At 51.9% G+C, this 21,364-nt stretch carries 18 protein-coding genes and 1 other RNA gene; all 19 read left to right on the forward strand.

Annotated elements, in window-relative coordinates; all coding sequences use genetic code 11:
• Positions 1–20 precede the first annotated feature (20 nt).
• Positions 21–872: a 16S rRNA (cytidine(1402)-2'-O)-methyltransferase gene (gene rsmI / locus ACGHM3_RS07065; protein WP_345417371.1), complete on the forward strand. Its 852-nt coding sequence runs from the start codon at positions 21–23 to the stop codon at positions 870–872.
• 104 nt (positions 873–976) lie between these two features.
• Positions 977–1,327: RNase P RNA component class A (gene rnpB / locus ACGHM3_RS07070), an RNA gene on the forward strand.
• A 541-nt stretch (positions 1,328–1,868) separates the two neighbouring features.
• On the forward strand, positions 1,869–2,318 hold the full coding sequence (gene mraZ / locus ACGHM3_RS07075; protein ID WP_345417374.1) for a division/cell wall cluster transcriptional repressor MraZ: 450 nt from the start codon (positions 1,869–1,871) through the stop codon (positions 2,316–2,318).
• A gap of 9 nt (positions 2,319–2,327) precedes the next feature.
• Complete coding sequence (rsmH, locus tag ACGHM3_RS07080; RefSeq protein WP_345417377.1) at positions 2,328–3,260, forward strand: 16S rRNA (cytosine(1402)-N(4))-methyltransferase RsmH; 933 nt, start codon at positions 2,328–2,330, stop codon at positions 3,258–3,260.
• Between the two features lie 42 nt (positions 3,261–3,302).
• Positions 3,303–3,617, forward strand: a complete 315-nt coding sequence (gene ftsL, locus ACGHM3_RS07085; RefSeq protein ID WP_345417380.1) for a cell division protein FtsL — start codon at positions 3,303–3,305, stop codon at positions 3,615–3,617.
• The gene (locus tag ACGHM3_RS07090; RefSeq protein ID WP_345417383.1) at positions 3,614–5,368 is read left to right on the forward strand and encodes a penicillin-binding protein 2; all 1,755 of its coding nucleotides are present in this window, start codon (positions 3,614–3,616) and stop codon (positions 5,366–5,368) included. The genes ftsL and ACGHM3_RS07090 overlap by 4 nt, the downstream gene beginning before the upstream one ends.
• Positions 5,368–6,873 carry a UDP-N-acetylmuramoyl-L-alanyl-D-glutamate--2,6-diaminopimelate ligase gene (gene murE / locus ACGHM3_RS07095; RefSeq protein ID WP_345417386.1) on the forward strand — a complete coding sequence of 502 codons (1,506 nt, stop codon included), beginning with the start codon at positions 5,368–5,370 and terminating at the stop codon, positions 6,871–6,873. The genes ACGHM3_RS07090 and murE overlap by 1 nt, the downstream gene beginning before the upstream one ends.
• Positions 6,870–8,234 (forward strand): UDP-N-acetylmuramoyl-tripeptide--D-alanyl-D-alanine ligase, encoded by a 1,365-nt coding sequence (gene murF / locus ACGHM3_RS07100; RefSeq protein ID WP_345417389.1) that lies wholly within the window; start codon positions 6,870–6,872, stop codon positions 8,232–8,234. The genes murE and murF overlap by 4 nt, the downstream gene beginning before the upstream one ends.
• On the forward strand, positions 8,234–9,316 hold the full coding sequence (gene mraY, locus ACGHM3_RS07105) for a phospho-N-acetylmuramoyl-pentapeptide-transferase (protein ID WP_345417392.1): 1,083 nt from the start codon (positions 8,234–8,236) through the stop codon (positions 9,314–9,316). Before murF ends, mraY begins: the two co-directional genes overlap by 1 nt.
• 6 nt (positions 9,317–9,322) lie before the next feature.
• Positions 9,323–10,684 carry a UDP-N-acetylmuramoyl-L-alanine--D-glutamate ligase gene (murD, locus tag ACGHM3_RS07110; RefSeq protein WP_345417395.1) on the forward strand — a complete coding sequence of 454 codons (1,362 nt, stop codon included), beginning with the start codon at positions 9,323–9,325 and terminating at the stop codon, positions 10,682–10,684.
• Positions 10,681–11,871 carry a putative lipid II flippase FtsW gene (gene ftsW / locus ACGHM3_RS07115; protein ID WP_345417398.1) on the forward strand — a complete coding sequence of 397 codons (1,191 nt, stop codon included), beginning with the start codon at positions 10,681–10,683 and terminating at the stop codon, positions 11,869–11,871. The genes murD and ftsW overlap by 4 nt, the downstream gene beginning before the upstream one ends.
• The gene (murG, locus tag ACGHM3_RS07120) at positions 11,868–12,968 is read left to right on the forward strand and encodes an undecaprenyldiphospho-muramoylpentapeptide beta-N-acetylglucosaminyltransferase (protein ID WP_345417401.1); all 1,101 of its coding nucleotides are present in this window, start codon (positions 11,868–11,870) and stop codon (positions 12,966–12,968) included. The genes ftsW and murG overlap by 4 nt, the downstream gene beginning before the upstream one ends.
• Before the next feature lie 28 nt (positions 12,969–12,996).
• On the forward strand, positions 12,997–14,385 hold the full coding sequence (gene murC, locus ACGHM3_RS07125; protein ID WP_345419131.1) for a UDP-N-acetylmuramate--L-alanine ligase: 1,389 nt from the start codon (positions 12,997–12,999) through the stop codon (positions 14,383–14,385).
• Between the two features lie 13 nt (positions 14,386–14,398).
• Positions 14,399–15,322, forward strand: a complete 924-nt coding sequence (locus ACGHM3_RS07130; protein WP_345417404.1) for a D-alanine--D-alanine ligase — start codon at positions 14,399–14,401, stop codon at positions 15,320–15,322.
• Between the two features lie 20 nt (positions 15,323–15,342).
• Positions 15,343–16,152 (forward strand): cell division protein FtsQ/DivIB, encoded by an 810-nt coding sequence (locus tag ACGHM3_RS07135; RefSeq protein ID WP_345417407.1) that lies wholly within the window; start codon positions 15,343–15,345, stop codon positions 16,150–16,152.
• A gap of 179 nt (positions 16,153–16,331) precedes the next feature.
• A complete protein-coding gene (ftsA, locus tag ACGHM3_RS07140) occupies positions 16,332–17,564 on the forward strand; it encodes a cell division protein FtsA (RefSeq protein WP_345417410.1) in 1,233 nt (410 codons plus the stop codon).
• A gap of 72 nt (positions 17,565–17,636) precedes the next feature.
• Entirely contained in the window at positions 17,637–18,851 is a 1,215-nt protein-coding gene (ftsZ, locus tag ACGHM3_RS07145) for a cell division protein FtsZ (protein WP_345417413.1), read from the forward strand.
• Between the two features lie 186 nt (positions 18,852–19,037).
• Positions 19,038–19,952 (forward strand): UDP-3-O-acyl-N-acetylglucosamine deacetylase, encoded by a 915-nt coding sequence (gene lpxC, locus ACGHM3_RS07150; RefSeq protein WP_345417416.1) that lies wholly within the window; start codon positions 19,038–19,040, stop codon positions 19,950–19,952.
• Between the two features lie 432 nt (positions 19,953–20,384).
• Complete coding sequence (locus ACGHM3_RS07155) at positions 20,385–21,329, forward strand: peptidoglycan DD-metalloendopeptidase family protein (protein ID WP_345417419.1); 945 nt, start codon at positions 20,385–20,387, stop codon at positions 21,327–21,329.
• Positions 21,330–21,364 lie beyond the last annotated feature (35 nt).

The following is a 21,364-nucleotide window of genomic DNA, read 5'->3' on the forward strand; positions in this document are numbered from 1 at the left end:
CGAATTCCAGGTAAAACTTTATGCCGCACGCTTCGGGTCAAGGACAACTGTTCATCGTTGCCACCCCCATCGGCAATTTGGGCGATATGGTACCTCGCGCAGTAGAAACACTACAAACCGTAGATGTCATTGCTGCGGAGGATACCCGTCACAGTAGCCGACTGCTGTCACACTTTAAGATAAAAACGCCCATGGTGGCCTACCACGACCACAACGATGGCCAGCGCACTGCCCAGCTTATCGAGCGGCTGCAGTCCGGTCAGCGGGTGGCGTTGATCTCCGATGCCGGTACTCCGTTAATTTCGGACCCAGGCTATCGATTGGTGGCCGAGGCGCGGGCCGCAGGGGTGGTGGTGATACCTATTCCTGGTGCCTGCGCACTCATCGCTGCACTGTCCGCCTCCGGTTTGCCCACAGATCGCTTCCAGTTTGAAGGATTTTTACCCGCCAAGCAGGTGGCGCGGCAAAAGGTACTGCACAGCTTGGCAGATAGCACCGCCACGATGCTGTTTTATGAGGCGCCCCATCGGGTCGTGGACAGTCTGCAGGATATCGAGCAGGTGCTAGGCGGTCAGCGCCGGGTGGTGCTAGCCCGGGAGCTCAGCAAAACCTTTGAGACCTTTATCGATGGGGCTGCAGCCGAGGTATTGTCCCAGGTTACCGCAGACAGTAATCAGCAGCGCGGCGAAATGGTGCTTATGGTGGCGGGCGTTGAGCCTGTAAAGCGAGACATTGACCCAGCGGCGCAGCAGCTTATGCGGCTATTAATGCCACACCTGCCGCTGAAAAAGGCCGCCGCTATCGTGGCCGAGCACTGCGGTCTTAAAAAGAACCAGTTGTATCAATGGGGGTTGGATCAGAACGATCGCTAAACCCACCGCCTGGAACCCTTAACAAGAGCCCTATAAAATAAGTCTGCGCCGTTTTCTATCTTGAATAGTACCCAGTAGGTTCTTTTTGTTGTAACCTTGCTGGCGAAGTCGACTGGGCAATCGCGCTACCGCTTGCGGTAGGGAGGAAAGTCCGGGCTCCATAGGGTAGAGCGCCAGATAACGTCTGGGGGGCGTAAGCCTACGGCCAGTGCAGCAGAGAGTAGACCGCCTAAGTCACCTTGGTGACCGGTAAGGGTGAAAGGGTGCGGTAAGAGCGCACCGCGCAACTGGTAACAGTTTGTGGCACGGTAAACCCCGCTCGGAGCAAGACCAAATAGGCCTTCATTGGTGTGACCCGCACTGAAGGCGGGTAGGTTGCTTGAGGTGCTTGGTGACGAGCATCCCAGATGAATGATTGTCCTCGACAGAACCCGGCTTACAGGTCGACTTCACCTAATTTTTTTGCTGCTCTCACCAGTATTGAGGGCGCTGTCTAGCTACGGTTGGGTGTTGGTTTATTGGCCAGTCCGGGCTAGTAATCACTATACAAGTGGTAATCTACGCTGATTTCTTTGCCGTATTATCGCCAAAGTGGAATTCTGGCCCATCCTCTGTGGCCCATCGAAGTTCGGAATATCCGCTTTCATCTCTAAAATTGCCCACCGGGTCGAAAAAAAATACACATTTTTTCAATCCGGTCTAAAGCGGCAGCCAACTAATCAAAAAACAGTCTAAAACCTAAAGTGATTTCTCACTAGGTCGGCTAATTGGCTGTTTTCCATCGATATTATTTTTTCGTCTGTTTGGTGATCAATTTGCCATTTGGGCGCTATTTCCTGCTCTGCCCCCCAAATCCTAATTTTTCCTTGTAGATCAACGCACTAAACCAATTTCCTCAGCTTGACTTTGACCAGATCCCACTTATAGTTGCAAAGAAGTGGAATTAAGTGGAAGAAAGTGCACCCAAGTGTACTTATCTGGTCCAGCGGTGGAAAAATGTTTATAGGCAGTCACTCAATTACGATGGACGCTAAGGGGCGCATTGCGATCCCAACGCGTGTTCGTGAGCAGCTGTCTGAAATTTGTAACGGTCACATCGTGTTAACGGCCTCCACACAAGACAATTGTTTGCTGATCTTTCCCAAGCCTAAATGGGATGAGATAGTTGAATCCATCAATAAGCTGCCACCGCGCAAAAGCAAAATGCTGCGCCGTACCAAGCTGGTTATGTTGGGCTACGCCAACGAAGTCACAATCGAAGACAACGGCAGAATGTTGATCCCGCCAACCTTGCGAACATACGCTCGACTGGATGATAAAAAGCTTATGGTCATAGGCCAAGGGGAAAATTTAGAGATTTGGAGTGAAACGCTCTTCAATGAATTCCTAGAAGAAGACGTCAGTGACGAAGAATTGCCAGAAGAACTGGCCAATTTAGCCTTCTAAGGTACCGCTATGAGCCAAGTTGATCACTATTCCGTGCTGTTGAATGAGTCGGTTGAAGGGTTGTTGGTTGACCCCAACGGCTTTTATATCGATGGCACCTTTGGCCGCGGCGGCCACTCCCGCTTAGTGCTTTCCAAGCTGGGGCCACAGGGCAAATTGCTGGCCATCGATAAAGACACCCAAGCCATTGAGGTGGCGCAGCAACAGTTTGCTGATGAGTCCCGGTTTGAGATAGCCCACGCATCCTTTGCAGAAATGGCCCAGCTGGTGGAGGCCCGCTCCATGACGGGTAAGGTTGCGGGCGTATTGTTGGACTTGGGGGTGTCGTCGCCACAGCTGGATCAACCGGAACGCGGCTTTAGTTTTCAGCACGATGGGCCGTTGGATATGCGCATGGATACCAGTAAAGGGCAAAGCGCCAGTGATTGGGTTAACACCGCGCGCGAAGAAGACATTGTCTGGGTGCTGAAAAATTACGGAGAAGAGCGATTCGCTAAGCGCATGGCAAGGGCCATTGTTACCCAGCGGCAAACGGCTCCCATCACCACCACAGCGCAGCTGGCAAAAATTGTGGCGGAAGCCAATCCAGCTTGGGAAAAAGGCAAAAATCCAGCCACACGTGCGTTTCAAGCGATTCGAATTCAGGTGAATAGCGAGCTGGATGATTTGCAAGCGACTTTGGACTCCGTGTTGGATATTTTGCAAGTGGGTGGAAGGTTATCGGTCATTAGCTTCCATTCTTTAGAAGATCGCTTGGTAAAACAATTTATGCGTCGCCAGGAAAAGGGCGACTCGTTACCCAGAGGTTTGCCGGTGCCAGAAAGCGCACTGAATAAACGATTAAAAACTTTGGGCAAAGCGCAAAAGGCAGCCGCCAACGAAGTTGCCGAAAACGTTAGGTCGCGCAGCGCCGTGCTGCGAGTGGCTGAAAAAATTAAATAAAACGCAACCCGTTTACAGTGTAAACACACAGGTAATTTTTTAATGGCGAGTCAATCGGCCGAACAAGCAGCAACCGTACATCAGCCCCGTTGGCTGGTGTCCATGGCTGCCTGTGTCTTGTGGTTAGCGGTGGTGTGTTCGGCGTTGGCGGTGGTGTATTCCACCCACAAGGCTCGCCAGTTAACCAATCAATTAGCTAAAGCCCAGGCCGAAAGCGCAGATTTACAGGTGGTTCGCGGCCAGTACCTTTTGGAGCGCAGTGCGCTCGGTGCCTACAGCCGTGTGGAAACCATGGCGGTGGATAAATTGCACATGCAGCCACCCGCTGCAGAAGCCATTGTGGTGGTAGAGCAATGAAGAAAAAACGAAAGTCTTCAGCTAACGTAAAACTCGCGCCGCCGGTACTGGTGGCGCGCTGGCGTTTCTATTTTGTCGGCGTGGTGATGGCCGCGTTAATGCTTGCGTTAGTCGTACAGTTGGCTCGCGTACAGGTGGTGTCCGGTACCGATCGTGGCGCAGATTTTTTGCGTCAAGCCGGAGAAGATCGCACGTTCCGCTCCGAAGTTTTGCCTGGTTATCGCGGCATTATCAGCGATCGCAATGGCGAGCCCCTGGCGGTAAGTACGCCGCTGGTATCGGTCTACCTAGATCCACAAGTTGTCAGTAGTGACTACCCGCGCTTGCCTCAGCTGGCCAAGGCGGCGGGTATGAAGCTGGGTGATTTGAAAAACAAACTAGAACGCTACAGTTCCCATTCTTATATGTCGCTAAAACCGCGCCTGCCGCCGGAATACGCGGATCGAATTAAAGCTCTTGGAATTCCCGGCATTTTTTACGAAACAGAATATCGTCGGTTTTATCCATCGGCGGAGGTCAGCGCGCAGCTGTTAGGGTTCACCAATTTCACCGACCAAGGCCAAGAGGCTATTGAACTTGCCTACGATAATTGGTTGCGCGGCGAGCCCGGCAGTAAAACGGTTTTAAAAGATGAAAAAGGCAATGTTATTCGAGAGGTGGGTATCACCCACGCGGCCAGCCCAGGTAATAACTTAGATCTTTCCATCGACTTGCGTTTGCAATATATGGCCTACCGTGAGCTAAAAGCAGCGGTGGCAAAAAATAACGCCTCCGCCGGCTCTGTTGTGGTGCTGGATGCGCACAGTGGCGAAGTGTTGGCGTTGGTTAATCAACCTTCGTTTAACCCCAACGACCGCAGCGAGTTGGATGGCGAGGCCGTGCGCAACCGGGCGGTAGTTGATCAGTTAGAGCCCGGCTCAACGATAAAACCATTCAGCATAATGGCCGCCATGGAAGCCGGTGTTGCGGATACCAACAGCATCATAGATACCAGCCCCGGCTATGTTCACGTGGGCGGTAAAACGTTTCTTGATCCGGTCAACTACGGCAAAATGGATCTCACCAAAATCATCACAAAGTCCAGCCAAGTGGGTACCACAAAACTGGCTTTAAAAACCGGCCCCGAAGCCATTCGCGATATGTATTACCGAGTGGGTTTTGGTCAGGCGCCAGGTACGGGTTTCCCGGGTGAAAGCGTAGGGCAATTACCCAACCATCGCCGTTGGCCTTCCGTAACCTTGGCCAACTACGCATTTGGCTACGGCTTTACCGCCAGCGTTTTGCAATTGGCGCAAGCCTATTCGGTTATCGCCAACGAAGGCGTCAAAAAGCCCGTGTCTCTGTTGCGGGTTGATGAAACTCCCCGTGGCCAGCAAGTCATTGCCTCGGACATCGCTCGGGAAATGAAAAAAATGTTGGCTACCGTGACGCAAAAAGGCGGCACGGGCGCACGAGCGCAGTTAGCTCATTACACCACAGCGGGCAAATCGGGTACCGCTCATTTGATTGGTGAAACCGGCTACGCCGACGATAAATATCGCTCGTTATTCGCAGGTTTCGCGCCCTTTGATAACCCCAGAATCATTGTTGTTGCGGTGATTTCTGAGCCTAAAACTGGCAAATATTATGGTGGTGAAGTAGCCGCGCCGGTGTTTGGCCGGGTTACGGAATCCGCGCTTCGTTTATTGGAAGTGCCGCCAGAATCCAATCCAAATACTGAGCAAATGGCACAGCTGGGTGGGGGCCAATAATGACGGCTACGGTAGCTCAAATACTGGAAGCATGGCCGCAATTAAATTTGCCGCCCAACGTCGTCGGAATGACTCCGGCGCGTTTGGTTTCTGATAGCCGTAAAATCCAAACTGGTGATGCCTTTGTGGCATTACCCGGTTATGCCAGCGATGGCCGCGCCTACATTGATCAGGCGATTAGTTGCGGTGCGCAGTTGGTGATTGCTGAGGCAGAGTCGGTTGCCTGCCGTGAGCAAAATAAAGTACCAGTGATTAGCGTGCCGCAGTTAACGCAGTCGCTTTCCCGCGTGGCGGGCCGTTTTTACGGTAACCCCGCCAATAGTTTACAGGTGTTTGCGGTCACCGGCACCAACGGCAAAACCACCTGCAGTCATCTTTACGCTCAGTTGCGTGCATCATTGAATGACCCATGCGGAGTAATTGGTACCATTGGCGGTGGTATTTTTGGTGGCGACTTAACCGAAACCGGTTTTACCACACCAGACGCGGTAACCTCTCAGCAGCTTTTGGCGCAAATCAAACGTGCCGGTGCGCGCTATGTGTCGTTGGAGGCGTCGTCGCACAGTTTAGATCAAGGTCGTATCAGTGCCGTACCGGTGCACACAGCGTTGTTCACCAATTTAAGTCGAGATCACTTGGATTACCACGGCGACATGCAAAACTACGCCGCCAGTAAATGGCGGTTGTTTGAGTTTGCGGGGCTAAAATACGCGATTATTAACTACGACGACCAACAAGGTTTGCAATGGCTCAGCTCGGCGCAGTTTAACGCCTCGGTATTGAGTTATTCGCTAAGTGATAGCGCAGCGGATGTGTACGTTACCGACGTGCAGTATAGCCAACAGGGTGTCACCGCTTTTTTGCACTCGCCCTTTGGTCAAGCGAGTCTGCAAAGCCCATTAATTGGCTCATTTAACTTAAGTAATTTATTGGGTGTGGTTACTGCGTTGTTAGTCGAAGGCGTTTCGCTTACCGAACTAATGGCAAAAGTAAAACACTTAGAGCCAGTAACTGGCCGTATGCAATTAGTTACTGCAGTACCCAGTGCTGCCCAGGTGGTCGTGGATTACGCACACACTCCCGATGGCCTAGAGCAAGCCCTAACCGCGCTGCGCTCGCATTGCCAGGGCCAATTGTGGTGTGTTTTTGGTTGCGGCGGAGATCGCGATACCGGTAAACGACCTCAAATGGGCAGCATTGCCGAGCGTTTGGCCGATCGCTGCATAGTAACCAACGACAATCCGCGCAGCGAAGCGCCGCAAGCCATCGCCGACGACATTCTTGCCGGTTTTACAGTGCCCAATCGTGCCCTTGTGGTGTTAGATCGCGGCCAAGCCATTGCCGAGGCCATTCAGCGCGCAGCGCCGGCAGACGTTATTTTAGTGGCTGGCAAAGGCCACGAGGATTATCAAATTATTGGCGAACAAAGGCTGGCGTTTTCTGATATCGACATCAGTGCAAAAGCTCTGGCTGCCAAGCAGCAGGCAGAGGAGGGCGCGCTATGATGCCAATGACTTTACAACAAATCGCCGAATGCACAGACGGCCGCCTAGTGGGCGAAGACCTAACCATCAGCAGCATTAGCACCGATACCCGCACGATTGAAAGCGGCAGTTTGTTTTTAGCGCTGACCGGCAAGAATTTCGACGGTAATAAATTTGCCAGCGATGCCGTTGCCAAAGGCGCCGTGGCAGTTCTGGTAAGCGAAGAACAGCAAGATCTGGCTGCCAGCCAAGTTGTTGTCACTGATACCACCGAAGCCTTGGGCAAATTGGCAACTTGGTATCGCCGCCGCTGGGGTAACGCCATGGTGGCAATCACCGGAAGCTGCGGCAAAACCACCGTTAAGGGCATGGTTGCTTCAATTTTGTCTCAGTTAAACACCACCTGGGCCACCCAAGGCAATTTAAATAACCACATTGGCGTACCGAAAACGCTGCTGTCTTTAATGCCAGAGCACCACTTTGCCGTAGTCGAAATGGGTGCAAGTGGTCTGGGCGAAATTGAATATTTAACCAATATGGCCGAGCCCCAAGTGGCGTTGGTTAACAATGTGGTACCCGCGCACCTAGAAGGTTTTGGCTCGGTGGATGCCATCGCCAAAACCAAAGGCGAAATCTACTCGGGTTTAACCGACGACGGCACGGCCATCATCAATTTGGATGACCAATACGCCGGCCAGTGGCTGCAGTCCATTGGTGAGCGCAATTGGATTGGGTTCAGCGTAGCCGATCACCAAGCCGATGTCTCCGCCAGTGATGTGCAAATTGACAACCTTGGCCGGGCGCAATTTCAGTTGTGTACCCATGCCGGCAGAATCGAAATCCAGCTAAACGTGTTAGGGCGGGCCAACGTGGCTAATGCCTTGGCTGCAGCCTGTTGCGCCATTCCTTTGGGCGTAGAGCTCAACGATATTAAACAAGGCTTGGAGCAATTTAACGCGGTTAATGGGCGCTTAAATGTAGGCCGAGCCAAAAACGGTGCGCGTTTAATCGACGACAGTTACAACGCAAACCCAGGCAGTGTTAAAGCGGCAATTGACGTATTGGCAGAATTACAAGGCCGCAGAATTTTAGTTTTAGGGGATATGGGCGAGCTGGCCGACGAAGCCGAAGCCGCCCACCGGGAAGTTGGTCGCTACGCCAAAAATGAGGACGTCGACCAACTGCTAACCGTGGGGCCACTGTCCAATTTTGCGGTGCAAGAGTTCGGTGAGGGCGCACATAATTTCGCCAGCCGCGAGGCACTAATCGCGGCTTTAGAACCGCAGCTTAGTATTGATGCGGCGGTGTTGGTTAAAGGGTCAAGAAGCGCAGGTATGGAACAGGTAGTACAGGCAATCTCAGCTCAGGGAGAAAATATCTAATGCTGGTTTGGCTGGCTTCAATTCTTCAGGAATACGTTAAAGAGTTTGCCGTATTTCAGTATTTAACACTGCGCGCCATCCTCGGCGTGCTCACTGCGTTGAGCATCTCCATGATGCTTGGCCCGTGGATGATTCGCCGTTTAAATCAACTGCAAATCGGCCAGGCCGTGCGCGATGATGGGCCGCAAAGCCACCTTAGCAAAAGCGGTACGCCTACCATGGGCGGCACACTAATTTTAGCGGCTATTTTTGTCAGCTCTTTGCTGTGGTCCGATTTAAGCAACCGCTACGTGTGGGTGGTGTTGGTAGTAACCGCCGTGTTTGCCGCCGTTGGCTGGGTGGATGATTACCGCAAAGTAGTGGAAAAGAACTCTCGCGGATTGCCCGCTCGGTGGAAATACTTTTGGCAATCCTTTGCTGGCCTTGGTGCTGCGATCTTTTTGTACTACACCGCGCAAAGCCCGGCAGAAACGCAGTTATTTGTACCGTTTTTTAAAAATGTCGCCATTAATATGGGCTTCTTTTTTATTCCTTTTACCTACTTTGTCATTGTCGGTAGCAGTAACGCGGTAAATCTAACCGACGGCTTGGATGGCTTAGCCATTATGCCCTCGGTGATGGTGGGTTCTGCACTAGGGATTTTAGCCTATGTCACCGGCCACACTGAGTTCTCTCAATATTTGCACATTGCAAATGTGCCGGGCACCGGCGAACTAGTGGTGTTCTGTGCGGCCTTGGCCGGAGCGGGCTTAGGTTTCTTATGGTTTAACACCTACCCAGCGCAAGTATTTATGGGCGACGTAGGTGCTTTGGCTCTGGGAGCGGCTCTGGGCACAGTTGCGGTTATTGTTCGCCACGAAATCGTATTTTTCATAATGAGCGGTGTGTTTGTTATGGAAACAGTTTCGGTAATTTTGCAGGTCGGCTCCTACAAATTAACCGGCCGACGAATTTTTAGAATGGCGCCGTTACATCACCACTTTGAATTAAAAGGCTGGCCCGAACCACGGGTGATCGTTCGTTTTTGGATCATCACCGTAATGTTGGTGCTGTTCGGTCTAGCAACGTTGAAACTACGGTAATTATCAATGGCAGAACTCATCGCAACAAGTAAAGTTACCGTAATCGTCGGGCTGGGTGTTACCGGTTTGTCGGTTGCGCGCTTTCTTGCGCGCGAAAATCGGCCCTTTGTGGTGGTAGACACCCGGGCCGAGCCTGCGTTATTACCCACTTTTAATGCCGAATTCCCTGGCCGCCAATGCCATTGCGGCGCCATAGACCCCGAGCTGTTACTCGGGGCGGAGCAAATTGTACTGAGCCCAGGCCTGCCGTTGTCTGCGCCAGCCCTACAAGATGCCTTGGCAGCCGGAGTAGAAGTCATTGGCGATATTGAATTGTTTGCCCGCGCGGCTAAAGCTCCCATTATTGCAATAACCGGCTCCAACGGAAAAACCACCGTAACCTCCTTAGTTGGAGAAATGGCAAAGGCCGGCGGAGCATCGGTATTGATGGGAGGGAATATTGGTACCCCGGCGCTGGATCTATTGGCCAAGCCCACACCGGATTTTTACGTATTGGAGTTATCCAGTTTTCAATTGGAAACCACCAGTCAGCTGAATGCTCGCGCCGCAGTGGTACTGAATATCAGCGCCGACCACATGGATCGCTACAGCAATATCGCTGCCTACCACGCGGCCAAAATGCGTATCTTTTTCGGTGCAAAAACCATGCTGGTCAACCGCGACGACCCATTGAGCCGCGGGCCAGTGGCCCAGGATACCCAGGTCATTTCCTTTGGCTTAAACAAGCCCGATTTAAAAGACTTTGGTTTAATCACTGAAGTCGACGGCGTGTATTTAGCCAAAGGTTTGCACGCTTTGATGCCAGCCAGCGACATCACCATGCGTGGCAGCCACAACGTTAGTAACGCACTGGCGGCCATGGCCTTAGTCGAGACCATGGGCGCGTTAAATGATGACGCTCTATCCGCGCTAAAAGCCTTTCCAGGGGTACAACACCGTTGCCAAACCATTGCAACAAAACAGGGTGTTACCTTTATCAACGATTCTAAAGCCACCAATGTGGGCGCCACTTTGGCTGCGTTGAAAGGATTGGTTGGCGAGTTGACGGATAACCAAAAAATTCATCTGTTGTTGGGTGGCCAGGGTAAAGGTGGGGATTTTTCACAATTGCTGCCCGGTCTAACGGCGCAGGTGCAAACTGCATTTGTTATGGGTGAAGACGCCGCGCAAATTGCACAGGCCATCGAAAATACAGTAACCGTTTGCTCAGCCTCGAGCTTGGAGAATGCTGTTGCGCAAGCGGTGGCCGCTGCAAAACCCGGTGACTTGGTGTTGTTGTCACCGGCTTGTGCCAGTTTCGATATGTTCAGCGGTTACCAAGCTCGCGGTGATGCCTTCGCAGCAGCTGTAGCGAGGTTGCCACAATGAGCCTCGCCGCCATTAAAAATTTCGACTGGCAGCAGGAGTTATTCGCCGGTTTATTGGCAGACCGAGTTTTATTGGTACTGGTGTTGGCGTTGGTGTCTCTTGGTGCCGTTATGGTGGCCTCGTCTTCCATTAGCCTTGCCGCCTTGCCAGATCCAGGCTACAGCGACCCATGGTTTTTTGCCCGGCGGCACCTCGTGTTTTTGGTGCTTGGTTTTGCCGCCTGCGGTTTTGTGGCGTGCACCCCTTTAGCGCTGTGGAGAAATTACGGTTGGGTGATGTTACTGGCGGCTTTGGTTGTGCTGGTGTTGGTATTGATTCCCGGCATTGGCACAGAGGTAAAAGGTAGCAAACGGTGGATTCGCGTAGGGCCAATTAATTTACAGGCCTCGGAGCTTGCCAAGTTCTGCGCCATCATATTTTTTGCCAGCTATCTAAGTAAATGGCACAAAGAAATCAAAGCCAATAGCTGGGCCATTTTAAAGCCTCTGGGTATTTTGTTGGTACTGGCCGCGTTTATTTTGATGGAACCAGACCTAGGCTCCACCGTGGTGTTGATGACAACCGTTTTGGCCATGATGTTTATCGCCGGCATCAAGTTATGGCAATGCTTCTTGTTGATGGGCATGGCCGCTGGCGCTTTTGTGGCGCTCATTCTGCCGGTGGATTATCGCATGGCGCGTCTGCGTGCCTTCCTGGATCCGTGGCAGGATCAATACGGCTCCGGCTATCAGTTAGTGCAATCGCTTATTGGCTTTGGCCGGGGCGAGTGGTTTGGCCTGGGCCTGGGTAACAGCATACAAAAACTGCACTTTCTGCCAGAGGCCCACACCGACTTTATTTTTTCCGTTATCGCTGAGGAATTTGGCTTTTTGGGTGCGGTGGTGGTGATTGGCCTGTTCGGGGCGTTAATCGTCAAAGCCTTTATGTTGGCCAAAGAGGCAATTCGCCAAGATAACGACTTTGCTTGTTTTGCTGCCTACGGCGTGGCCGTACTGCTGGCCTGCCAAGTGTTTATAAATGTGGGCGTGGCCACCGGGTTATTACCCACCAAAGGTCTGACATTGCCTTTTGTGAGTTATGGCGGCAGTAGCTTAATTATCAGCATGATGATGATGGGCCTGTTAATCCGCGTGCAAAAAGAGCTGCAAATTACGCCGCGTCCGTTATCGGAGGCTGCCAACCCATGAGCAAACACGCAGTCATTATGGCAGGCGGCACCGGTGGGCATATTTACCCCGCACTGGCGGTGGCCGAAGAATTGAAAAACCAAGATTTTACGGTTTCCTGGTTGGGAACTCGCCGTGGTTTGGAATCGCAATTGGTGCCCAAGGCCGGAATTGAGATCGACTACATCGACGTTGAAGGCGTTCGCGGTAAAGGCAAAACCGCTTTAATGCGTGCTCCGTTTGTACTCAGTAAAGCCGTTGCCCAGGCCCGCTCCGCGATAAAACAACGCAATGCCAGTGTGGTGCTTGGTTTCGGTGGCTTTGTGGCCGGGCCCGGTGGCGTAGCCGCTAAATTGGCCGGCTTGCCATTAATTATCCACGAGCAAAACGCCGTGGCGGGTACCACCAATAAGCTGTTGGCCAAAATCGCTACCACGGTATTTACTGCATTCCCGAATGTATTTACCGGTGCCCGTGTGGTGGGCAACCCAGTGCGCAAGGCCATTAGTCAATTGCCAGCGCCCAGCCTGCGCTTAGCCTGCGCTGAATCAACCGACTCATTACAGCTGTTGGTGTTGGGCGGTAGCCTGGGTGCTGCAGCCATTAACGAATTGGTGCCAGCCGCTCTGGCAGTACTTCGCGCGAATCTTGATGTGTCCATTCACGTGGTGCACCAGTGCGGGGGCAAAAATGTGGAGCAAACCAAAGCCGCCTACGCCGACAATGGCATCACCCTGGATGATACCGTGGTAGTGCAGCCTTTTGTGGATGACATGGCAGCGGCCTATGGCAAAGCCCATTTTATTGTTTGCCGGGCCGGAGCGCTTACCGTGGCAGAAATCGCCGCCGCCGGTTGCGCATCTTTAATGGTGCCATTCCCCCACGCCATTGACGATCATCAAACTGCTAACGCGCAATGGTTGGTAGAGCAGGGCGCGGCCCATTTATGCCAACAGAAAGATCTAACCGTGGCTCGTTTGGTGGAAGAACTATCAACCGCCGCCCAACAACGAACAAAGATTTTAACCATGGCAGAGAACGCTCGGTTGCAGGCCAAAACCGATGCGGCCGAACAAGTTGCCCAAGAATGTGTAGAGGTGCTAAGCCGTGGACGCTAACAAAACACTGATTAACCAAGTACCCGAAATGCGCCGAATCCGCCGAATCCATTTTATTGGTATTGGTGGTGCTGGTATGTCTGGAATTGCTGAGGTGTTATTAAACCAAGGTTACCAAATTTCTGGCTCGGATTTAAAAGAGTCCGAGGTTACCAATCGCCTAGCGGATTTAGGCGCAAAGATTTTTATAGGCCACCACGCGGCTAATGTCATCGGTGCCGATGTGGTGGTTAACTCCACTGCCATTGATGGCAGCAACCCAGAGCTGGTCAGTGCGCGGGAATATCGTATTCCTGTAGTACGCCGAGCAGAAATGCTGGGCGAGCTGATGCGCTATCGACACGGAATTGCAGTGGCAGGCACCCACGGTAAAACCACTACCACCAGTTTATTGGCCTCCATTTTTGCCAGCGCCCAACGCGACCCGACTTTTGTGATTGGCGGTTTGTTAAACAGCGCCGGCAGCAACGCGGCCTTGGGTAAAAGCCGCTATTTAATTGCCGAGGCCGACGAAAGCGACGCATCGTTTTTGCACCTGCAGCCCATGGTGGCCATCGTTACCAACATCGATGCCGACCACATGGATACCTACGAAGGTGACTTTTCGCGCTTAAAGCACACCTTTATTGAATTTTTGCACAACCTACCGTTTTACGGCTTGGCTGTGGTATGTGGCGACGACGACATAGTACGAGAGGTAATACCGCAGATATCCCGCCCGGTTCTAACCTACGGTCTTGGCCCTGAAAACGATGTGCGCGCAATCGATGTGCGCCAAGAAGGCATGACCAGTCGCTTTAACGTCACCCTGCCAGACCGTACCGAGCCGTTGGATATATTTCTGAATATGCCTGGCGAGCACAATATTTTAAACGCGTTGGCCGCCATCGCCGTGGCTGCGGATGAAGGTATCGACGACGACGCCATTCAATCCGGTTTGGCTGAATTTTTAGGCGTTGGTCGTCGCTTTCAGGTGTACGGTGATATTGCCATCGGCGACGGCACCGCCATGTTGGTGGACGACTACGGTCATCACCCACGCGAAGTAGCAGCAACCATCGCCGCCGTGCGCAAAGGTTGGCCAGAGCGCCGACTGGTTATGATTTATCAGCCCCACCGTTACACCCGTACACGAGATTTATTCGAAGATTTCGTCGATGTGCTTTCCGCCGTTGACGTATTGGTTTTACTCGAAGTGTACAGCGCCGGTGAAGCGCCCATCCAAGGCGCCGACGGCCGTCAATTGAGCCGCAGTATTCGTAATCGCGGCCAGGTAGACCCCATTTTTGTTGAGGGCGTGGAAGCTGTACCGGAGGTGGTGCGGGATATTGTCGCCCCGGGCGACATTATTATTACCCAAGGTGCGGGTAACGTGGGTGGTTTGGCAAAAGAATTGGCCAAGCGAAAGTTGCAATAGTAGGCGAGCGGATATGACCACTTTTGACGTTACACAATTAGGCCGAGTAGGGGTGCTGTACGGAGGCACTTCCGCCGAGCGAGACGTATCGCTGCAAAGTGGCCAGGCAGTGGTGGCCGCGTTGCAATCCGCAGGTGTAGATGTGGTGGCTATTGAACTGGCTGAAGATCCGCTGGCGAAAATTCAGGCCGCCAAAATTGACCGTGCTTTTATTGCCTTGCACGGCCAAGGTGGAGAAGACGGCACCATGCAAGCGCTGTTGGAATTTTTGAATATTCCGTATACCGGTAGCGGTGTGCAGGCGTCAGCCCTGGCCATGGACAAGCTAAAAAGCAAATACATTTTTACCGCCCTGGGCATCAGCACGCCAAAGTTTGCGTTGCTAAACGAGCACAGCAACTGGCAGCAAGTGTTGGAGGATCTTGGTGGCAAGGCGTTTGTGAAGCCTGCTCACGAGGGTTCCAGCATTGGCATGAGCAAAGCCACTTCGGCCGAGCAATTACAGCAGGCTTATCAAACCGCGGCTAAATTTGATGCCGCCGTGCTAGCCGAAACCTTAATCGAAGGGGCTGAGTACACCGTTGGTGTCCTGGGCAACCAGAGTTTGCCCGCCATAAAGCTGGAAACCGACAACGAGTTTTACGATTACGACGCAAAATATATTTCTAACGAAACCCGGTATCTGTGCCCCTGTGGTTTATCTACCGAGGCAGAGCAAGCCTTGGCAGAACTAACTCTGGCTTGCTTTAACGCTCTGGATTGCCAGGGCTGGGGACGGGTGGACTTTATGGCCGACGCGAATGGCCAGTTTTACGCTTTGGAAGTGAACACAGTGCCCGGCATGACCAGCCACAGCTTAGTGCCCATGGCGGCTAAAGCTCGCGGCATAGAATTTAGCGAACTGTGTTTGCAAATTGTACAACAAACACTCAATTAGAAATTTTGGTAGGCAAAACCGTGAAAGCGAGCAAAACCAACCGCAAGAAAAACACAAAAAATCGTCGCCGGCAGGACTTGGTAACGCCAACCCGTGCGCGACGTAAACGTTTATCTGGTTGGTTAATTGGCAGCTTTATTACCAGTGTGTCGGTTGTGGCCATCTACGCGGTTGGCAACACGGCCAACAAAGCCGTGACCGAAATTACCGATCGGCCAATCTCTGCGGTGGAAATCGAAGCCGCCATGGAGCACGTGAGTGAGTCTGAGTTGCAAAGTTTGATGCAGCCCATGATCGGCCAGCGCTTTTTGGGCACCGATTTAACGCAGCTAAAAGCGAATATCGAACAGCACCCTTGGATTGCCCAGGCAAATCTCAGCCGTCGTTGGCCAGATCGCTTACACATCGCTCTGCAGGAAGAAACCGCAATCGCCCGCTGGCGCGATACAGGCTTCCTCAATCACGCCGGCAAAGAGATTGTGTTGGGTGACAATCAGTCGTTAATGTACTTACCAAAACTAAGCGGCCCGAAAGAAAGCCAGTTGGAAGTGGCCAAGCAGTTTGTAGAGATCAATCGCACCTTGCAGCCCATGGGCCTCAGCGTTAACGAAATGATTTTGAGCGAAGATTTGTCTTGGCAGATTGAATTAAGTAACGGTTTGTTTATCAAACTGGGCCGAGATCAATTACAGAACAAAATGGAGCGCTTTAGCACCGTTTTTGAATCCACTTTAAAGCCGCGTTTGGCAGAAATTCAGTCGGTTGACCTGCGCTACCGAAATGGCGTGGCAGTAAAGTGGATAAAACAAGAAATAAGTTCAGCAAATTAGACAATTTATTTTTTATTTACGGTAGAATGCGCAAAAATTTATTGTAAATAAATGCAAGCGCGCTTGAACAAATTTTATTATTGCTTGTTTAAAACAGAGTTATCGCAGCCCACTGGCTGCTGAGATCAAAAACTCGCCAACTTAACCAAGTAAGAGCCATAGAAAACAAGGAATTGGCAATGGCAAATGCGCACGACGGTCGCATCATCGTTGGCTTAGACATCGGCACCTCTAAAGTGGTGGCGATTGTTGGCGAGCTTAACCCGGAAGGCGAGCTAGAAATTATCGGTATTGGTTCGCACAAATCGACCGGGCTCAAGAAAGGCGTTGTCGTCAATATTGAATCAACCGTGCAATCCATCCAGCGCGCGGTAGAAGAAGCCGAGCTGATGGCCGGTTGCCATATAGAAACCGTGTACGTAGGCATTGCCGGTAGCCACATCAGCAGTTTGAATTCCCACGGCATAGTCGCGATAAAAGATCGCGAAGTCATGGAGCAGGATTTAGAACGCGTGATAGACGCCGCCCAGGCGGTGGCCATACCGGCAGACCAAAAAGTACTGCACATATTGCCGCAGGAATACTTAATAGACGACCAAGAGGGCGTTAAAGAGCCACTGGGCATGTCCGGCGTCCGTCTAGAAGCCAAAGTGCATCTGGTGACCTGCGCCGTTAATGCCGCGCAAAATATTGAAAAATGCATACGCCGCTGTGGCCTGGATGTAGAAGACATCATCCTAGAGCAATTGGCTTCCAGTTACGCGGTACTGACCGACGACGAAAAAGAGTTGGGGGTGTGCATGGTTGACATCGGTGGTGGCACCACCGACATCGCCGTATTCAGTGAGGGTGCCATTCAGCACACCGGAGTGATTCCCATCGCTGGTGATCAAGTCACCAACGATATTGCCATGGCGTTGCGCACACCAACACCGCACGCCGAAGAAATTAAAATCAAGTACGCCTGTGCGCTGGCCAAGCTCACCGGTGACGATGAAAGCATCAAAGTACCAAGCGTGGGTGATCGCAAACCGCGTCACCTGTCGCGACAGGCTCTGGCCGAGGTGGTTGAGCCGCGCTACGACGAACTATTTACGCTGGTGCAGGCCGAGTTGCGCCGCAGTGGTTACGAAGATTTGGTTGCCGCGGGCATCGTGCTAACCGGCGGTACGTCCAAAATGGAAGGCGTGGTAGAACTGGCAGAAGAAATTTTTCACATGCCGGTGCGGTTGGGGTCGCCCCAAGGGGTGCGCGGGTTATCCGATATCGTCAGTAACCCCATCTATTCCACCGGCGTTGGTTTATTGCAGTACGGCTTGCAGCAAAGCAAAGAGGGCCGCAGCAAAGGTCCAATTGAAGAAAAGCTCAGTTTTTGGGGCCGAATCAAAAAATGGTTCGAGTCCAATATGTAATACAGAAGTAATGACTTAAAAAGAATTCACAATTTTCATCAGGGTAAATCACTAAAATCTGGAGAGGGTATTATGTTCGAACTCGTAGACAGCGTTCCCCAAAATGCAGTTATCAAAGTCGTTGGCGTTGGTGGCGGCGGTGGTAACGCCGTTAAACACATGATTGAAAGCAGCATCGACGGTGTAGAATTTATTTGCGCCAACACCGATGCTCAAGCATTGAAAGACGTAGAAGCGCGCACCGTTTTGCAACTGGGCCAAGGCATGACCAAAGGCCTGGGCGCCGGCGCCAACCCAGACGTAGGCCGCCAGGCAGCGATGGAAGACCGCGAGCGCATTGCCGAAGTATTAGCCGGCGCTGACATGGTGTTCATCACCGCAGGCATGGGCGGTGGAACCGGAACCGGTGGTGCACCAGTGGTTGCCGAAGTCGCCCGGGACCTTGGCATCCTTACCGTGGCGGTAGTAACCAAGCCTTTCCCGTTTGAAGGCAAAAAGCGCATGAAGATCGCCGAGCTTGGCATCAAAGAATTGCAAGAGCGCGTCGATTCACTGATTACTATCCCCAACGAGCGCCTTCTATCCGTACTGGGTAGCAATACATCGCTTTTGGAAGCTTTTAAAGAAGCAAACAATGTCCTTTTAGGTGCCGTTCAGGGTATAGCTGATTTAATCATCAGACCTGGCATGATTAACGTCGATTTCGCCGACGTTAGAACTGTTATGTCAGAAATGGGTATGGCCATGATGGGTACTGGCTGCGCCAAAGGTGAAAACCGAGCCAGAGAGGCCGCTGAAGCAGCAATTCGCAGCCCTCTACTGGACGACATCAACCTACAGGGCGCACGTGGCATATTGGTAAACATCACTGCGGGTATGGACCTGTCGCTGGGCGAGTTCAGCGATGTAGGTGACACCATAGAAGAGTTTGCCTCTAACGACGCCACCGTTGTTGTTGGTACCGTCATCGACCCAGATATGTCTGGTGATTTGCGAGTCACAGTTGTTGCTACCGGCCTTGGCGCGGAGCGAGAAGTGGAAATCGACACATCAGGCAGCGATTTTGAACGTGGTGAAAAATCGGTTGGTGTAACCACCGCCCAACCAGATTACTCAAGCCTCGATCGTCCAACAGTAATGCGCAATCCACAATCTGTGCGCTCTGTTGCTAAGCCAGCCGCCGCGGTAGCCAGCAAACACGCTGTACACCGTGAGCCAAAGCCGATTGACGATCGCGACATGGACTATCTGGATATCCCCGCGTTTTTGCGTCGCCAGGCAGATTAATTCTGGCTACAAAAAACGCACGGTGGGCACAGGGTGAGCAGTAACACCTTGGGCCGCCGGGGATACAGTAATCGCCGTAAAACCACGCTATTAATGCGGGTATATTATGGTATATTGCCGCCCGATTTTTTGTAACAAAACACACATGGCCATGGACGGTCACGGATTTGGAGATTCGTTTCTACGATGATCAAACAGCGGACACTCAAAAACGCTATTCGAGCCACTGGTGTTGGTTTGCACACTGGGGACAAAGTTTATTTGACCCTAAAACCTGCTCCGGTCGACACGGGTATCATTTTTCGACGCACAGACATTACTCCTAATGTCGATATCCACGCGTCGGCTCAAAATGTAGGCGACACAACCCTCTCTACTACCCTGATGAAAGGGGATGTGCGCGTCTCTACCGTTGAGCACCTGTTATCGGCCATGGCCGGTCTTGGCATCGACAACGCGATTGTTGAGGTAAGCGCGCCAGAGGTTCCTATTATGGATGGCAGCGCCGGCCCGTTTGTGTTTTTGATCCAGTCCGCTGGCATCGAAGAACAATCCGCCGCTAAGCAATTTATTCGCATTAAACGCCCGGTGCGCATCGAAGAGGGCGACAAAGTCGCCGAGTTTTTACCCTTCGATGGCTTCAAAGTCTCGTTCAGTATCGACTTTGACCACCCGGTGTTCCGTGACCGAATTGCCAGCGCGGAAGTGGATTTCTCCAGTACTTCTTTTGTTAAAGAAGTTAGCCGTGCCCGTACCTTCGGCTTTATGAGCGATTTTGAATACCTTCGCTCTAAAGGCTTGGCCAAAGGTGGTAGTGTGGATAACGCCATTGTTGTCGACCAATACCGCATTTTGAACGAAGATGGCCTGCGTTACGAAGACGAATTCGTAAAGCATAAAATCTTAGATGCCATCGGTGACTTGTACTTGTTGGGCAAAAGCCTGGTGGGTGAGTTTAGAGCTCACAAATCTGGCCACGCACTAAATAACAAGTTGCTGCGTGAGCTGATTCGTCAGCAAGATGCATGGGAATTGGTCTCCTTCGAAGACAACGTGGTAGCGCCTATCTCCTATATTAAGCCGGTTATGGCGTCTGCCTAATCGCAATTGGCGCCCGCTGTGATGACAGTGGGCGCCAGTTTTCGGGCTTATCAAAAGTTCTATCATCTATCAGCGGTTTAACTACTCGGCAACAGCCGAGTTGGTGCATGCAAACCTGCTCATCCCGGTCTAAACTCTTCTTAACCAAGCTCTTTATTGCCGAAAACCACGCATAAAACTTTGGTTTTATAGCTAAAAATAAGTGTTTTTATGATGTTTGCCTACAGGGGCAAGCGTAAAATCCATCAGTTGTTAACAAAACCCTTATTGTATTAGCGGTTGGTGTTTGGCATTATCCCGTGCAAATTATGGCCAGTTCCGAACAATTTCGCGGATTTTGAGTCATCTAGAGCCACAAATAAGTACAACTAAGCCTTTTCTAATATATAAGAAGAGCGTAACTACCGGATCGAACCGCGTTTTCACACCTGAATGAAAATCATTGTTTTAAATAAAGGCCTTACGCCGACGAAAACGTACAACCTGGATGTATCCGGTTGGACGAAAGCGTTGTTGTCTGTGTGCCTGATTGGTTTGCCATTGGGTTTAGGTGTTGCTTTAGGCGCCATGATTAACAGCGGTAACAGTGCCATCGAAGTCACCGAAAACGACAACGCACAAGAGTGGCAAGAGGCGCTGGCCCAGCAGCAAGCAGAAATAGACCAAAGCAAGCGCGAAGCCGAGGCCCAATTGGCGGCAATGACCTTACGAGTGGCCGAATTACAGGCCCGGTTGCAGCGCATCGACGCCGTCGGCGAGCGCTTAACCCAGGCCGCCAAGCTGGATGCCGGCGAGTTTAACTTTAATGAAGTCCCCGCGCTGGGTGGCCCCGAAGAATTCAGCGAATCCATCAATTTCGAACCGCCAACCTTTATGACGGTTTTGGATGAGATTTCCGCGCAAATCGACAACCGAGAAATGCAGCTCAACACGCTCGAAATTCTCATGTCCGATCGGCAAATCCAAGATGACACTTTCCTCGCGGGCCGGCCCATCAAAAAAGGCTGGATGTCCTCTCGCTATGGCCGCCGTACCGATCCTTTTAACGGTAAGCTTGCCTGGCACAAAGGCGTTGATTTTGCGGGTAAGGAAAACGCCGAAATCATTGCCGTTGCGGGTGGCGTGATAACTTGGTCTGGCGAGCGCTACGGCTATGGCAACATGGTTGAAGTGACCCACGGTTCGGGAATGGCAACACGCTACGCCCACAACAAAGAAAACCTAGTCAAAGTGGGCGAAGTGGTCAAGAAAGGCCAAACCCTTGCTTTAATGGGTAGCAGTGGCCGTTCCACCGGCCCCCATGTGCATTTTGAAGTTTATAAAAACGGCCGTCCGGTCGATCCTGCCTCCTACATTCACCGCACTCCGCGAAAATAATCCCCTCTGTAACTTGCGTCTCTCGGCGCCTTCAG

The organism is Halioxenophilus aromaticivorans (genome assembly GCF_042850945.1).
GTDB classification, from domain to species: Bacteria; Pseudomonadota; Gammaproteobacteria; order Pseudomonadales; family Cellvibrionaceae; genus Halioxenophilus; species Halioxenophilus aromaticivorans.